This window comes from Sphingobium sp. SYK-6 (genome assembly GCF_000283515.1).
Lineage (GTDB): Bacteria > Pseudomonadota > Alphaproteobacteria > Sphingomonadales > Sphingomonadaceae > Sphingobium > Sphingobium lignivorans.
On sequence record NC_015974.1, the window covers coordinates 85556 to 100061 of the forward strand.

15 protein-coding genes and 1 pseudogene are annotated in these 14506 nt (G+C 63.5%); 11 read left to right on the forward strand and 5 right to left on the reverse strand.

The window, feature by feature from the left end; all coding sequences use genetic code 11:
• Positions 1-24: 24 nt before the first annotated feature.
• From SLG_RS19840 to SLG_RS19855, 4 genes are all read right to left on the reverse strand, one after another.
• Positions 25-660: a response regulator transcription factor gene (locus SLG_RS19840; RefSeq protein WP_007683376.1), complete on the reverse strand. Its 636-nt coding sequence runs from the start codon at positions 658-660 to the stop codon at positions 25-27.
• 562 nt (positions 661-1222) lie between these two features.
• Positions 1223-2131: a ribose-phosphate pyrophosphokinase gene (locus SLG_RS19845; RefSeq protein ID WP_007683377.1), complete on the reverse strand. Its 909-nt coding sequence runs from the start codon at positions 2129-2131 to the stop codon at positions 1223-1225.
• Positions 2128-3666, reverse strand: a complete 1539-nt coding sequence (locus tag SLG_RS19850; RefSeq protein ID WP_007683378.1) for a thymidine phosphorylase family protein — start codon at positions 3664-3666, stop codon at positions 2128-2130. The genes SLG_RS19845 and SLG_RS19850 overlap by 4 nt, the downstream gene beginning before the upstream one ends.
• Complete coding sequence (locus SLG_RS19855) at positions 3663-5111, reverse strand: MBL fold/beta-CASP domain-containing RNA metallo-hydrolase (protein WP_013849921.1); 1449 nt, start codon at positions 5109-5111, stop codon at positions 3663-3665. The genes SLG_RS19850 and SLG_RS19855 overlap by 4 nt, the downstream gene beginning before the upstream one ends.
• A 252-nt stretch (positions 5112-5363) precedes the next feature.
• Between SLG_RS19855 and SLG_RS19860 the strand changes: the two genes are divergently transcribed.
• Positions 5364-5627, forward strand: coding sequence for a DUF2933 domain-containing protein (locus SLG_RS19860; RefSeq protein WP_007683380.1), 264 nt, complete (start codon positions 5364-5366; stop codon positions 5625-5627).
• Positions 5624-6295 (forward strand): annotated as a pseudogene (locus tag SLG_RS19865) (methyltransferase family protein); the annotation flags it as partial. The gene SLG_RS19860 and the pseudogene SLG_RS19865, both read left to right, overlap by 4 nt.
• Before the next feature lie 117 nt (positions 6296-6412).
• On the opposite strand, the gene SLG_RS21165 reads toward SLG_RS19865, so the two are convergent.
• A complete protein-coding gene (locus tag SLG_RS21165; protein ID WP_013039076.1) occupies positions 6413-6982 on the reverse strand; it encodes a hypothetical protein in 570 nt (189 codons plus the stop codon).
• Between the two features lie 221 nt (positions 6983-7203).
• On the opposite strand from SLG_RS21165, the gene SLG_RS19875 reads away from it, so the two are divergent.
• The 9 genes from SLG_RS19875 (at position 7204) to SLG_RS19915 (ending at position 14505) form a co-directional block, all read left to right on the forward strand.
• Entirely contained in the window at positions 7204-7965 is a 762-nt protein-coding gene (locus tag SLG_RS19875; protein ID WP_007683383.1) for a helix-turn-helix transcriptional regulator, read from the forward strand.
• Positions 7966-8059: 94 nt separating this feature from the next.
• Positions 8060-8725: a LuxR family transcriptional regulator gene (locus SLG_RS19880; RefSeq protein ID WP_231848816.1), complete on the forward strand. Its 666-nt coding sequence runs from the start codon at positions 8060-8062 to the stop codon at positions 8723-8725.
• Positions 8726-8799: 74 nt separating this feature from the next.
• Positions 8800-9411 carry an acyl-homoserine-lactone synthase gene (locus tag SLG_RS19885; protein ID WP_007683387.1) on the forward strand — a complete coding sequence of 204 codons (612 nt, stop codon included), beginning with the start codon at positions 8800-8802 and terminating at the stop codon, positions 9409-9411.
• An 11-nt stretch (positions 9412-9422) separates the two neighbouring features.
• Positions 9423-10355, forward strand: a complete 933-nt coding sequence (locus SLG_RS19890; protein ID WP_007683389.1) for a phytanoyl-CoA dioxygenase family protein — start codon at positions 9423-9425, stop codon at positions 10353-10355.
• A gap of 63 nt (positions 10356-10418) precedes the next feature.
• Positions 10419-10757, forward strand: coding sequence for a hypothetical protein (locus SLG_RS19895; RefSeq protein WP_009823965.1), 339 nt, complete (start codon positions 10419-10421; stop codon positions 10755-10757).
• A complete protein-coding gene (locus SLG_RS19900; protein ID WP_007683393.1) occupies positions 10754-11419 on the forward strand; it encodes a lytic transglycosylase domain-containing protein in 666 nt (221 codons plus the stop codon). Before SLG_RS19895 ends, SLG_RS19900 begins: the two co-directional genes overlap by 4 nt.
• On the forward strand, positions 11416-11754 hold the full coding sequence (locus tag SLG_RS19905) for a TrbC/VirB2 family protein (protein WP_007683396.1): 339 nt from the start codon (positions 11416-11418) through the stop codon (positions 11752-11754). The genes SLG_RS19900 and SLG_RS19905 overlap by 4 nt, the downstream gene beginning before the upstream one ends.
• Complete coding sequence (locus SLG_RS19910; RefSeq protein ID WP_007683398.1) at positions 11751-12101, forward strand: type IV secretion system protein VirB3; 351 nt, start codon at positions 11751-11753, stop codon at positions 12099-12101. Before SLG_RS19905 ends, SLG_RS19910 begins: the two co-directional genes overlap by 4 nt.
• Positions 12094-14505, forward strand: a complete 2412-nt coding sequence (locus SLG_RS19915; protein WP_014072616.1) for a VirB4 family type IV secretion/conjugal transfer ATPase — start codon at positions 12094-12096, stop codon at positions 14503-14505. The genes SLG_RS19910 and SLG_RS19915 overlap by 8 nt, the downstream gene beginning before the upstream one ends.
• The last annotated feature ends 1 nt before the right edge of the window (position 14506 follow it).

Below are 14506 nucleotides of genomic sequence, written 5' to 3' on the forward strand. Positions count from 1 at the left end.
TCCGGCATCGCACGGCCGAGAATTTTAGGGGTGCCCGTTTTCGGTCGATTCGTGCAGGTCGACGGCGAAAGCGATCCGCAACAGGTCGGGCAGGCTTTGCGCGTTGAGTTTGATCATCAGACTGGCCCGATGCAGCTCGACCGTGCGCGACGTGACGCCGAGTTCATCTGCGATAAGGCTATTTGGATAGCCTCGCGAAATTCCTCTCAGAACGGCCCGTTCGCGCTGCGTCAGTCTCGCGGCTTTCGAAAGAGCGTCGGCCTGTTCGGAGGCACGACGGGCTATACTCTCAAGCCAGCTGAAGCCGCGGTCGATCGCGCCGAGCAATGCGGCCTTCTCGACCGGTTTGGCGAGAAAGTCGGCAGCGCCCGCCTTCATCGCCTGTACGGCGAGCGTAGGATCGCCATTGCCCGTCAGCACCACGACGGGCATGTCGATACCGCGTCGCGTCAGCTCCGCCTGAACCTGCAGGCCGTCCATGTCGGGCATGTGCATGTCGAGAACCACGCAGCCTTTCTCGGCGTCCTCTGCGCTCAACAGAAACTCCGGCCCCGAAGCGTAGGCTTCTACGGCAAACCCTGCGGTCCGCAACGTGAAACTTAGTGCTTTTCGTATTGTCTCTTCGTCATCGACGATATGCACGACGCGCTTGTTCCCCATAGCCCCCGAGATCGATCAATACGCAGTGCCGCGAGGGCAGCGCTTCAAGGGATACTTCTCTGCACGTTGGACTATGGTCCCAGGTCAAGAGTAAAAATTTGGCGAGGCAAAACGGCGAAGGACAGCGAAACTGTGAGGGTTCGGCTACTCCGCTCACACCAATGCCGCGGTCGCTGCGGCTCATTGCCGGGTCTCTGCTCCGGACGATGCATGCGAGTTGCCCGCGCCGCCCTCGGCGCGATCGAGCCATCGCTACGCTTCCATCACATCGTCGACCGGCAGCGGGTTACTGGCGCCCGGCGGGCGAGGGGGGCGGGTTGGCCCTTGACGGCTGCGCGATCGGACGCCCAGGATAGCAGGGTGGCGCGCTTTACTTCGGGCTCAAGCTTCAGGTGCCCAGCAACGTCGAGGGGATCGATGAACGAGCGTGTGTGCGACACGACATATCCTCCTTCCCTGCCGCGATTTTCTCCGAAAGGGAGATCTCAGGAGATTGGTTCGGACTCGTTTAGGGTCAATGGATGAGGACGCGCACAGCGTTTGCCGGGCGTTCATTTCCGTCTTAGAACTGACGCGCAGCACGCCATTCAATCCGGTGGCGAACGGCCTCCGCGATCGCTGGCATGACGTCTATATCATTCGACGCATGTGCAACCGCGTTCGTGCTGACGATCCTTTCGACAAGCCCACCCAGAACCTGCTCTGCATCGCCGGCAAAAAGCGGATGCACGACCACGCAATCCGGTCGCGCGAACCCCATGCCGACCAGTTGGCGCGCCGCCTCGGTGAGGGTCCGACCGGATGAGGCGATATCGTCGACCAGCACCGGCTGGCGATCGAGAAACGCTGGGGCATTCGGAATCGAGATGGTGACGTGACGGTCGCCGGATCGGATTTTCTCGCACACGAGAAACGGAGCATCGGCATCGGCCGCCACCTGCGAGACCCACTGTTCGCTTTCCAGGTCCGGACCGATGATCAGCGGGCGAGCGACATTGCGCTTGATCCACGAGGCCAAAAACGGCGCGGCATGAACAACCTGGGTTGGGATGCGGTAGATTTCCGACAATTCATGGTAGCGATGGAGATGCGGATCGACCGTCACCAGCCAGTCGAGATGGCGAGACAGGATCGCAGCAAAGGTTCGCGACGTCACCGCCTCGCCGGCATGGAAGCGTATGTCCTGGCGCATGTAAGCGAGGTAAGGGGCGACGAGCCCGATCCTGCGAGCGCCAAGATCGCGCGCGGTGTCGGCTGCGAACAGCAGCGGCAACAGCTTGGCGTCCGGATGATCGAGACTGGACAGCAGGATGACCTCGCGGTCGCTGACGTCGTTTCCGACCCTGAGATAGGTTTCCCCGTCAGGAAACTGACGATGCTCGATCGTGCCGACCTCTGCATCGAGCGCGGCGGATAGCGGCTGTGCCAGGGCCTCGCTGCCAGACAGCGCGAACAGCACGGGACGGTTCATAGCGCTTCAATCCCGAAGATCGGCCCGTCGCTCACCGCATAGGCCGCCGCATAGTCGAGCTCGCCCGGGCTCTCGGCATGAATGCTACACAAGGGAGCCCCGGCATCCACCATCTGGTTCAGCCGACACTGCAGCGCGACGCCGGCGGCCTTGGCCATCGGCGCGCCGGCAAGCTTCGCGACCGTCGCGAGCTTGCGATTGTCGATACTCACCAGGCGGCCGCTATAGGGAGCGATCATATCCTGTTGGAACCGGGCGACCGGTGGAGCCCGCATGCCGCCCTGCGCTTCGCAGATACGTTGGAACTTGGCCCAGGCCCGGCCGCTTTCGAGGCACGCCCGCGCACGCGCATAACCTTCGCGGGCCGGGGCTGCGTCCGCGAGCTCAAGCAGTCCTCCCGCCAGCTCGCAGGCCCGGTGGGCGAGATCCTCGGCGCCCGGCTGCCCCTGGAGCACGGCAAGGATATCCTGCGCCTCGAGCGCCGGACCGATGCCCCGTCCGATCGGCTCGGCGCCGGGGCCGCGCATCACGCGCGTGCGAAGCCCGAAGGCTTGGGCGACAGAGCTCAGCGCCCGCTCGAGCGTGTCGGCGGCATCGGCGCCGCGTACCTTGGCGGTCGGCCCGACCGGGATGTCGATGACCAGATGGGTCGCACCGGCCGCGATTTTCTTGGACAGCACCGAGGCGACCATCTGCCCGACGGCATCGATATCGAGCACCCGTTCCACGCCGATGATCACATCGTCGGCAGGGCTGAGGTTGACGGCGCCGCCCCAGGCGATGCAGCCGCCTTCGCGCTCGACCACCTTGCGGATTGCGGAAACGTCGAGGTCGACAGGTGCCAGCACCTCCATCGTGTCCGCCGTGCCGGCCGGTGAGGTGATCGCCCGCGACGATGTCTTGGGCATGATCAGGCCCTCCGCGGCCATGATCGAGACGATGATCGGCGTGGTGCGATTGCCCGGCAAGCCACCGACGCTATGCTTGTCGACGATGACCGTTCCGGGCCACTGCAATCGCTCGCCGACATCGACCATCGCCCTGGTCAGGCTGATCGTTTCGTCCGTATCGAGCGGGACCGCTGAGCAGGCCGTGACGAACGCCGAGAGATGGACATCGCTATAGCGTCGCTCGGCGATGTCGGTGATGATCGCTGAAAAAGCCCCGTCACTGAGACGATTGCCATAGATGCGCCGACGCACTTCGGCGAGCGAGGCGAGAGGCTGGGCGTGCGCGATCTCGACCGGATCGCCATCGCTGACGCCGAGCCGCTGCCATGCGGATTCGGAGAGGCCGATCTCGCCGGGCGCTGGAGTCTCCGCGGAGCTGTGCAGCAGCGAGACGACGATTTCCCGCCCGCCGGCGCGCAGCGCGACCTGCGCGCGGGACGCAAGACCTTCCGAGCGGCAGACGGGACAGTCGTGGCGCATGACCGCGATCAGATCGCTTCCGGCAGCCGACAGGCCGATGCGGCGTGCCCGCAGCGTCGTCGCGACAGGCTCTGCTTCGGCGTCCTCGATGATCCCGGGCTTCACGCGAGCATGCCCCAGCTACCCAGCGCCGGTACGCTGCATGCCCAACCCAGTTCCTCCGAGACACGCTTCGCCAGGACCTGGGCGCCGGTCGGCTCGCCATGGGTGACATAGACGTGGCGCGGGGCCTCGTGCAGCGACCCGAGCCAGCGCATGAGTTCGTCGCTGTCGGCATGCGCCGAGAGCATCGTCAGGTTGGCGACCTCGGCTTCGACCGGGATATACTCGCCGTGGATCTTGATCGTCCGGGCGCCGCCGATCATGGCGGCGCCGCGGGTGCCCGCCGCCTGGAAGCCCGAGAAGAGGATGAGGTTCTTCCCATCCGGCGCGAAGCGCTTGAGATGGTGGAGCACGCGGCCGCCCGTTGCCATTCCACTGGCCGAGATGATGACCTTGGGGGTGGGGTTGGCGGTGAGTTCCTTGGATTCCTCCACTTCGCGCACATAGTGCGCGACGCTGCACGCCGCTTCGCACTCGGCGCGAGCCAGGCGATGCTCGTCCATGAAATCGCACATCAGCCCGCTCGCGTTGATCGCCATCGGGCTGTCGAGGAAGATCGGGATGTCGCGGAGGCGTCCCTGCGCGCGCAGACGCGAGAAATGATAGAGAAGCGACTGAACCCGTCCCACGGCGAAGGCCGGGATCACCACCGTCCCGCCTCTCTCGACGCATCGCTCGACATGATCTCCAAGCGTCTTTGTCGGATCGACCTGCTCGTGGCGCCGATCGCCATAGGTCGATTCCACCAGGACATAGTCGGCGCGCGCGGGCGGCTCGGGATCCTTCATCACCGCATCGCCGTAACGGCCGATATCGCCTGAGAAGAGGATTGTCCGCCCCTTCCAGTCGATCTCGATCGACGCCGCGCCGAGGATGTGGCCGGCGCGATGGTAGCGCACCCTGATGCCGTCCGTGACTGCATGCCACGCTCCGAACTCGATCGGGCGGAAGAGCTGCAATGCCAGACGCGCGTCGGCCTGGGTGTAGAGGGGCAGCGCCGGCTGGTGCCTGGAGAAGCCGTGCTGGTTGGCGAACTCCGCATCCTTTTCCTGCAGATGGCCGCTGTCGGGAAGAAGGAGCTCGCACAGGGCCGCGGTCGCCCGCGTGGCAAGGACGGTCCCGTCCCAGCCCAGGCGCGCCATGCGCGGTAGTGCGCCCGAGTGATCGAGATGGGCGTGGGTCAGCAGCACCTGGCCGACATCCGCGACTTCGGGTGGGATCGATGCCCAATTAAGGCGGCGCAGATCCCTGGGTCCCTGAAACAGGCCGGAATCGACCACGATCTGAGTTTCACCATCGTCCACCAGATAACGCGACCCTGTGACCGTTCCCGATGCGCCGAGAAAGGCAACGCCGAGACCATCGGCCGGGCGCTTGGCCAGATCGATCCTTGCTTCACGCTCGAAGATGGTCACGCGGGAATGGTGCCGTTTCTTTCTCTTTTGCATGGACGCGGGCCTGCCTCTCACGATTATGTTCGTGAGCGCAGCATTGGTTCGCGGACGCCGCACGCCTATACGCAAAATCCGCAGCACGACTGCTGCTCCCCGACAGCTGCGTCGCCCGAACGCCGATGGCCGATCCCATCGATCGCCTTACCCATGCCTGCGCGATGCCCGGGGGACTTCGGTCTCTACTTATACCTTGCTCCTTGGACTCGAGCCTATGCTGCCCGGACGTTGACCAGAAGAGGACGGCATATGGGCGAACATGACCATCGCATGCGCAAGCGCGGCAAGATCGTTCTGATCGGCTTCCTGCTCGTCGCTAGCTTCTTCCTCCTCACCGAGCATACCGCGCACTTCCTGGGTGTGCTGCCCTATCTCATCCTGCTCGCCTGCCCGCTCATGCACCTGTTCATGCACCGCGGCCATGGTGGGCATCAGCATGGCCATGAGCCCGGTCAGGCACCCGCCGGCTTACCGGCCAATCCCAACGGCCGCATCGAAGGAGAGTCGCGATGACGCACGCCGACTATGGCTATGGTCTGTGGGGGCTCGCGCTGGTTAACGCCGCCGTTTTCATCCTCTTTGCGTTCAGCTTCTTCAAGCCGGCAACTAAACGAGACTGGCGCAGTTTGGGGGCGTTCAGCGCTTTCATCATAGCGCTCTTCGCGGAAATGTATGGCTTCCCGCTCACGATCTTCGTGCTTTCGGGGTGGCTCCAGTCGTATTTCCCCGCTGTCGACTGGTGGAGCCACGATGCTGGACATCTCCTGGAGATGATGTTCGGCTGGCGAGTTAATCCCCATTACGGTCCATTCCACATCGCCAGCTTTGTGCTGATCGGCGTGGGTTACTGGCTGATCTCGGTTGCATGGACGGCCCTTCACTTGAGTCAGCGCAAACACCAATTGGCCCTTACTGGGATTTATGCCCGGATCCGGCACCCGCAATATGTCGGCTTCATTCTCGTCATGCTCGGCTTTTTGCTACAATGGCCGACCCTTTTGACCCTTGCTATGTTTCCGGTGCTCGTCGTGATGTATATTCGGCTGGCTCGGCATGAGGAAAAGGAGGCGCTAGCCAACTTCGGCGAGGTTTACCGCGATTATATGGCTCGCGTGCCCGGCTTCATTCCGAATCTGACAATCCATTCGCGTCGAAGAAGGCCATGGCGATCCTTGACGGGAATGGCTGATGTAATTGCCGGCAAGGTCAATGCTGACGTTCTGACTGGCCTTATTATTCGGACATCGTTACCCGACCTCACAGCACACTACTGCAGCAATCCCGGTTCGACTGCGCAATCATCTTGGGAGGGCAAGTTCGCCTTGCACGGGCAGATTCGGTGTGGAGCTGATGCCCGGCACTAGACGCAGAGCATCGCCGATCAAGGTATAGACGGCGTGGCGCTGGCCGCCACGGTTCCGATGGTCGACGCGATAGCCCTGATAATGTCGGCGGAGCAGGCCTGCATTCACCAGTTCGGAAACGGCGCGACTGAGATTACTCTTGCCGGCTGTGCGAATGCGTGCCCGCATTTCCTCCGCGATCACGCCGCGCCTTTTCTCCGGATCGCCGGGGAGCAGTCCGTTTCTAGCGAGGTCGCTCTCGACCCGCTCGGCCAGCGTAATGCTGCGCGGACCACGCTGGGCCATCGGGGTCAATGCGTCGCATAGCCAATCGCGCAGGGAAACGAGCCCATCGTTCCGCCTGACCCAGGGACCGGCGCTTCCATCTGGCCCCGCCACCTGGGCGATCAGGTTGAGCAGCATGAAGGCATAACGGGGCCGGCTCGATACGGTCGCCAGCGTCTCGAGCACGGCCGCGACATCACAGCCAATGGAGGGTTCAAGAGGCTTGCCTGCATGAAACATAACATGATGGAATCAAGCACAAAGCAGGATCAATGTGAATCCCAAATCGGCGGCCACAGACGGGTTGTCAGCTATGACACTTTGCCGGCGGATAAAGTGTCATAGGCGATCCATTCTAATCGTAGATTGTTGCGAATCGTTCTCAACTCATCCTGATAATCATGGCGCTCGCCGCTTAGGTGTGGACGAGCCGTCTCCTCGCGAACGAGCTTCCGTCGCCTATGGCGAACAGGATAAAAGACTGCGGCCGCCTTGATGATCTCACGCGCTTTGCGACGGACTGTCAGCGTGCTGAAACCCTTGGCGATCTGCATGGCACGATCGATGCCGCCGTGCGCGATCTTGGCTTCCGCTGGTTCACGCTGCTTCACAATATCGACCTTCGGCGCGGCGACGAGCAAAGCCTGTTCCTCACAACCTATCCGTCGGCCTGGCTCGAGGAAGTGCTCGAAGAGCGCCATTATCTCGAAGATCCCATCCATGCGGCCTGCGCACGTACGCCCTCTGGACTGGCCTGGGACCGTGTCGGCGACGTGCTGGAGCTCACGCCGCGCCAGCGAGGCATCCTTGACCGCGCCCGGGATCATGACCTTGCATCGGGCTACAGTTTGCCGATCCGGACCCCGGGCGAGCCCGAGGCGATCTTCACTGCGGCCCGATCACGCGACGAGCCGCTGAGTGCAGAAGAGGTTCTGACCGCCCGTCTGCTCGGCTCGGTCGCTTATGATCGGGCGCGCGAGCTGCTTGGCGAAAGGGCAGGGCCATTGGCCTGCGTCCCTCTCAGTCCTCGCCAGGTCGAATGCATCGCGCTCGTCGCGCAAGGCAAAAGCGACTGGGAGATCGGCCAGATCCTCGGCCTCAGCCGCGATACCGTGCACGAATATGTTGAATCGGCCCGCAGGCGTTATGGCGTGCGACGACGCACGCAGCTGGTGCTGCGCGCGGTTCGCGATGGTCATCTCAACATGGAAGCGCTGCTCTGATCTCGCCGGCCATATGATGATCGGGCTTGGGCAAGTTCAGGATTTCTGCGCTGTCGCTGGCGCGATCAAGGACGCTACGGCCTTGTCTGACCTGATGGCCGAAATCACGAAGGCCATGGGCTTTCGGCACTATGCCCTGGTCCATCATGTCGACCTGAAGCCTGCGGTTCGCTCGGTCCACATCGTCGACTATCCGCAAGACTGGGTGGAGCGCTTCCAGGCGAGACGCCTCTATGCGAGCGACCCGATCCACCGCGCCAGCCATCGCACCAATGTGGGCTTTGCCTGGTCGGCGGTTCAGTCGATCATCTCTCTGACGGCCGCCGATCGCTCGATCCTGGCAGAAGCCTACGAGGCCGGGCTGGGCGACGGCTTCACCGTTCCGGCCCATATTCCTGGCGAGCTCAATGGATCCTGTTCCTTCGCGATGGCGGCGGGCGAGATGCTCGACCATCGGCAGCTGCCGTTCGTGCAGCTCGTCGGCAGCTTCGCGTTCGAAGCGGCACGCAAGATTTCCCGGATCCACGCGCCGCAATCCGAATGCCCGAGCCTGACCGAAAGGCAGGCCGAATGCGTGGCGCTGGTCGCGCGGGGCAAGACCGATTGGGAGATCAGCCAGATCCTCGGCATCGGCCAGGAAACGGTGATCCAGCATGTGAAGGATGCGCGCGACCGCTATGGCGTCACCAAGCGCACCCTCCTCGCCATTCGCGCCTTGTTCGAAGGGCAAATCAGCTTTGCCGATGTGTTCGGCCGATGATCTCCCCAGAACTGGGGATAACGCAAAAAAGCCGCCTCTGATCGACTGACAGGCCTCACCAAAAGGAGGCTGTCATGCACATCGGGACCGGCTTTTCGCAAGCCATGGAACACCGCCTGTTTCGCTCCATGTTCGAGGAGCGCAAGCGGGTCTTCGTCGATCTTCTTCGCTGGGACGTTCCGGTCATCGCCGGTCGCTACGAGATCGATCAGTTCGACAATGATCGCGCCGTCTACATCGTTGTTACCGGGGACGACGGGGAACACCGGGCCTCCGCACGGCTTCTGCCGACCACGCACGAGCATATTCTCGGCACGATCTTCCCGGATCTTTGCGAGGAAGCGCCGCCGCGCGGCAGTGCTATCCTGGAAATCACCCGCTTTTGCCTTGCGCGAAAATTGCGCGCCCGGGAGCGTCTCGAGCTGCGCAATCAGCTGGTCACCGCGCTCGTCGAATATGCCCTCGCCAACCAGATCCACAGCTTCACCGGGGTCGCCGAGTGGCCGTGGTTCCAGCAGATCCTGGGTTTCGGCTGGACTTGCCGACCATTGGGTCTTCCCACGTCCGAGCAAGGGCGAAGTCTCGTCGCCTTGCAAATCGATGTGGACGACCGAACGCGCGAGCAGCTGCGCGCGAGCGGCATTTTCCGCCCTGTCGGCCTTGCCGATCTTCCCGCCGCAGCATGAGGAGGGCGATCATGGCCACGATCGCACGGCGCGGCGTCTCCGCCGCGACCAAAGCCGACGAAAATCTGCGGCAGCACGGCTTCTGCATCCTGCGGGATGTCGAGTCTCGGTCACGCATCGAGGAGATCAATCGATCCCTCCATCCGCGTTTTGCCGCCACGCCTTTCTGCCAGGGCGGATTCTACGGCCCTCGGACAAAACGCTTCGGTGGCCTGCTGAAGCGCGCGCCGACGGTTGAAAGTCTTGTCCAAAACCCTGCCGTCATGCGCCTCGTCCACGCTATCCTCGAGCCCTGGTGCGACACGGTCCAGCTCAACCTCACGCAAGCGCTCGAGCTGCACCCGGGGGCGCCAGCGCAATTTCCGCACCGGGATCAGGACATGTGGCGCGGTCCGACCGGCGAGCTCGAATATCTCGTCAACGTCATGTGGCCGATTTCGCCGTTCAAGGCCGAAAATGGGGCGACGCTGGTCTGGCCGGGGAGCCACAATGGCGGGCAGGGCGACGACGGCGCGGAGCCGGTCGCCATCGAAGCGGATCCGGGATCGGCGATCATATTCCTGGGATCGACCCTCCATGGCGCCGGCGCGAATCGTTCAAACGCGGTGCGCCGAGGCATCATCGTCAGCTACTGCCTCGGCTGGCTGAAGCCCTATGAGAACCAGTGGCTGACCTATCCGCCCGAGGTGGCCAGCGCATTCTATCCCGAGCTTGCCGCGCTGGTCGGCTACCAGCAGCACCGCCCCAATCTCGGCAATTATGACGGGCAGTGCCCGTCCATCCTGCTCGGCGGCGATCCGCCAGACCATCTCGCCGCAATCGATGCTCTCCGGCCCGACCAGGAAGGCGCTCTGTCCGAATTCCTGCGGCAGCAAACCGATCAACTCCCCCCCCGGCTAGGGGGATTGCCGAAATCGAGCGCGGTCGGAACAAAAGAGAGGTGAAATCCAACGGATAGCTGACGGCATTTCCCGACGCGGGAGCTGTCTCTCGCGGGGGAAGACCCGATGCAACGTGCAATATTCGGCATGGCGATGCTCGCCCTCGCCACAGCCCTTCCAAGCGCACCGGCAGCGGCGAATGACCTGGGCTGCCAGGTTCTCCTGTGTCTTTCCAATCCCGGTGGCGCGACCCAATACGCGCAATGCGTGTCGCCGATGACCAAGCTATGGCAACGCTTGGCCACCGGCGGCGCCTTTCCCGGCTGTAGCGGCGGCGTCGCCCGCACGAAGGTCTATGATCGCGATTCCACAACTCGCCGCCGGGTGGTCATCACGTTCAACGACGGCCGCAGCCAGACCTTCTCGCTGGCCGGCATCGAGCGTTTGGACGGCGGCCGCCGATGATCCTCGATGTCGCCACCCTTCTTTCGCTTGCAGGAGCTTGCGCACCGACGGTGGCGCCTGAGACGCTCATTTCGATCGTCCACACGGAGAGCCGGTTCAACAGTCTCGCAATCGGGGTCAATAGTCCCGGCGTGCGCGCGCCAAAGCCCGCGACCAAGGCGCAGGCAATCGCTGCGGCGCGCAGCCTGATTGGTCGAGGCTACAACATCGATCTCGGCCTGGGACAGATTAACAGCGCCAATCTCGGCTGGCTGGGGCTTTCGGTCGAAAATGCGTTCGAACCCTGCTCCAATCTGGCCGCCGCCGCGCGTGTCCTCGCGACCAACTACCAGGCGGTCGCGCGCCTTGCCCCGAGCCGGGATCATGCGATCGCGACCGCCCTGTCGATGTACAATACCGGCGACCGGCAGCGCGGCTTTCGCAATGGCTATGTCGCCAGGGTCTATGCCAGCGCGTCGGCCGTCATTCCGCTGATCCGTGGCACGGCGCCGGTGGCTGCCGCACCAGCGATTCCTCAATCTCTGCCCACCTTCGCTCCGCCACCCGACACCCCTGTTTCGCCACCGGCCGCAGCTGGGTGGAATACAGCGGCGAGGGCGAGCCAGGCCTCGCTCATGGTGTTCGGCGACGGGGCCGCATCTCAGAAAGGACAGCATCCATGACAGCAATCACCGCCCACCCGGGCGGACGGCCCCAATGGGCGCGACTTCTGCTGCGCGTCATCGGCGTGATGGCATTGGCGCTGCTTGTCTCGATGCTGCTGAGCGATCCTGCACACGCGCAAGGTGCCGACGGCATCACGTCCATGGCGGAGAACATCAAGACCTGGCTCACCGGGACCTTCGCCAAGACCATCGCGGTGATCGCGGTCGTGATCGTTGGGTTCATGTTTTTCACCGGGCGCGCCAGCCTCGGCCTTCTGGTGACGGTCATCGTTGGCATCTTCATCGTCTTCAGTGCGCAGTGGATCGTCGACACCATCACAGGTGGTGCGTGAAGGAGAGCGCCGCCCTGGACGAGCGGCTGCGCGAGGAGACGCTGTTCCTGGCGGTCACGCGGCCGACGATGTGGCTCGGCGTGCCGCTCGAAGCCTCGTTGCCGATCGCGCTTGCCGCCTGTCTCACTTTGATCGTCAGCGGCAACCCGCTCTATGCCGGCGCCATCGGAGGCGCCTGTCTTGCCGTGGCGCGGCTCATCGTGCGGCACGATGCCAATGCCTTCCGGCTGCTGTGGCTGTGGACCATGACCAAGGCGCGCAGCCGGAACCGCGCCTGGTGGGGCGGCAGTTCCTATTCGCCGCTCCCGGTTGCCGGGCTGAAACGCAAGGGCTTTGCGCGTGGCTAGCGCGGCTGCCCAGCTTCCGCCGCGCAAGACGCCGTGGCGCATATTGCGGCAAGAGGCCGAGCCGGGTCGCTATCTGCCCTACGTGCGCCACGTGACATCGGAGGTGATCGCGCTCGATAGCGGCGACCTCATGATGATGTTCCGCCTTGAAGGGCTTGCGTTCGAGACCGCGGATCCGATCCACCTCAATGACTGGCACGAGAAGCTCAACGGCACCTGGCGCAACATTGCCGACGATCGGCTCGCGCTCTGGACGCACATCGTTCGCCGCCCGGTCGATGACTATCCCGAAGGCCAATTCCGCTCGGACTTCGCGGCCGATCTGGACGAAAAATATCGCGCGCGGGTGACTGCCAAGCGCATGTTCGTCAACGAGCATTATCTGACGCTGATCATGCGGCCGGCGGTCGGCTCGGCCGATCGGACCGGGCTTCTCCTCAAGCGCATCGCCAAGGCCAGGGCGGCCGATGAGGAAGTCGACCCCGACGAGTTGGCCCGCTTCGAGGAGAAGGCGCGCGATATCGAAAAGCTGCTTCGGCGGTGCAGCCCCGCGCGGCTCGCTCTTTATGAGCAGAATGGCCTCCTATTCTCCAGGCCGCTCGAAGTGCTCGAGCAAGTCATGATGGGCGCAAAGGCCAAGGTCCCGCTGGTCCGAGGCCATCTTGGATCAGCCCTCTACGGCGAGCGGGTGATCTTCGGACGCGAGACGGTCGAGATCCGCGCCCATGATGCGAGCCGCTGGTTGGGCATTTTCGGCATCCGGGAATATCCCGCGCTCACCCGTCCCGGTCAGATGAACGCTCTGCTCGGCCAGGATTTCGCGTTCGTCGTCTCGCAGTCCTTCACCTTCATGGGGAAGGCGCGCGCAGCCGAAAGGCTGCGCCGGCGACAGAACCAGATGGCTTCGACCGAGGACGCGGCAGCAAGCCAGGCGCTCGACCTCGAAGACGCCGCCGACGATCTTCAAAGCAATCGGTTCGTCCTTGGCGAACATCATTTCTCGCTTGGGGTGTTTGCCGAAAGCCAGAGGCGACTCGCCGATAATCTGTCGGCCGCGCGGGCGGCGCTCGCGGACGCTGGTTTGGTATCAGCGAGGGAAGGGCCGGCGCTCGAAGCAGCCTTCTGGGCTCAGCTTCCCGGTAACTTCGCGTGGCGGGCGCGGCCGGCGGCAATCACATCGCGGAATTTCGCCGCATTGGCACCTTTTCATACCTACCCCGCAGGCCGGCCGAGCGGAAATCATTGGGGTCCGGCGATCGCGCTGATGAAAACGGCCGCGCAATCGCCCTACTATTTCAACTTCCATGTCGGGGATCTCGGCCACACGCTCATCATCGGTCCCTCGGGCGCGGGCAAAACGGTCGTTCAGAACTTCCTGATGGCGCAGCTCGAGAAGACGGGCGCGCAGCAGATCTTCATCGACAAGGATCGCGGCGCCGAGATCTACGTGCGGTCTGCTGGCGGGATCTATCTGACGCTGAAGAACGGGGAGCCAACCGGCTTCGCGCCGCTGCGGGCGCTCGAATATGGGCCGCGCAACCTCGTCTTTCTCGGTCGTCTGATCCGGCAGCTGGTGACGCCGCCCGGCGGCACGCTGGGCGTCACCCAGGAGCGCATGATCGACGAAGGCTTGGCGTCGCTCGGGCGGCTCGCACCGGAGAACCGATCCATTCTGGCCCTGCGCCAGCTGCTCGGCCAGCGCGATCCGGAAGGCATCGGCGCTCGGCTTGAGAAATGGTCGCGAGGCGGATCGCTGGGTTGGGTGTTCGACAACGAGATCGATGCTTTGTCGCTCGATGCGCCGTTCCTCGGCTTCGACATGACCGACTTCCTCGACAATCCGGAAGTTCGCACGCCGATCATGATGTACATGTTCCATCGCATCGACGGCCTTCTGGATGGCCGACGACTGGTGATCGACATCGATGAGTTCTGGAAGGCGCTGGGTGATGACGCTTTCCGCGCCTTTGCCCAGGATGGCCTGAAGACCTACCGCAAGCAGAACGCCTTCCTGGTTTTCGGCACGCAGAGCCCGGCCGATGCGCTGCGCTCGGATATCTCGCACAGTATCATGGAGCAGGTCGCGACCAAGATCCTGCTGCCCAACCCCTATGGGCGTGAAACGGATTATATCGACGGGCTGGGCCTGACCCAGGCGGAATTCAAGCTCGTCCGTCACGACCTGAACCCGGAATCTCGCCGCTTCCTCATCAAGCAGGGTCATGACTCGATCGTGGTGGAACTGGACCTGGGCGGCCTCTCCGACGAGCTCGCGGTGCTCTCGGGCACCACGGAAACCGTGACGCTCCTCGATGCCATTCGCGCTGATGTCGGCGACGACCCGGCGAAATGGTTGGCTCTTTTTCACCAGCAGCGTCGGTCTGCATCGATCAGGAAAGGATGAG

What these genes read in the sequence shown, in the direction of transcription:
- SLG_RS19840 (WP_007683376.1), bottom strand. Translation starts at nt 660, where the DNA reads ATGGGGAACAAGCGCGTCGTGCATATCGTCGATGACGAAGAGACAATA.
- SLG_RS19845 (WP_007683377.1), bottom strand. Translation starts at nt 2,131, where the DNA reads ATGAACCGTCCCGTGCTGTTCGCGCTGTCTGGCAGCGAGGCCCTGGCA.
- SLG_RS19855 (WP_013849921.1), bottom strand. Translation starts at nt 5,111, where the DNA reads ATGCAAAAGAGAAAGAAACGGCACCATTCCCGCGTGACCATCTTCGAG.
- SLG_RS19860 (WP_007683380.1), top strand. Translation starts at nt 5,364, where the DNA reads ATGGGCGAACATGACCATCGCATGCGCAAGCGCGGCAAGATCGTTCTG.
- SLG_RS21165 (WP_013039076.1), bottom strand. Translation starts at nt 6,982, where the DNA reads ATGTTTCATGCAGGCAAGCCTCTTGAACCCTCCATTGGCTGTGATGTC.
- SLG_RS19875 (WP_007683383.1), top strand. Translation starts at nt 7,204, where the DNA reads ATGGCGAACAGGATAAAAGACTGCGGCCGCCTTGATGATCTCACGCGC.
- SLG_RS19880 (WP_231848816.1), top strand. Translation starts at nt 8,060, where the DNA reads ATGGCCGAAATCACGAAGGCCATGGGCTTTCGGCACTATGCCCTGGTC.
- SLG_RS19885 (WP_007683387.1), top strand. Translation starts at nt 8,800, where the DNA reads ATGCACATCGGGACCGGCTTTTCGCAAGCCATGGAACACCGCCTGTTT.
- SLG_RS19890 (WP_007683389.1), top strand. Translation starts at nt 9,423, where the DNA reads ATGGCCACGATCGCACGGCGCGGCGTCTCCGCCGCGACCAAAGCCGAC.
- SLG_RS19895 (WP_009823965.1), top strand. Translation starts at nt 10,419, where the DNA reads ATGCAACGTGCAATATTCGGCATGGCGATGCTCGCCCTCGCCACAGCC.
- SLG_RS19900 (WP_007683393.1), top strand. Translation starts at nt 10,754, where the DNA reads ATGATCCTCGATGTCGCCACCCTTCTTTCGCTTGCAGGAGCTTGCGCA.
- SLG_RS19905 (WP_007683396.1), top strand. Translation starts at nt 11,416, where the DNA reads ATGACAGCAATCACCGCCCACCCGGGCGGACGGCCCCAATGGGCGCGA.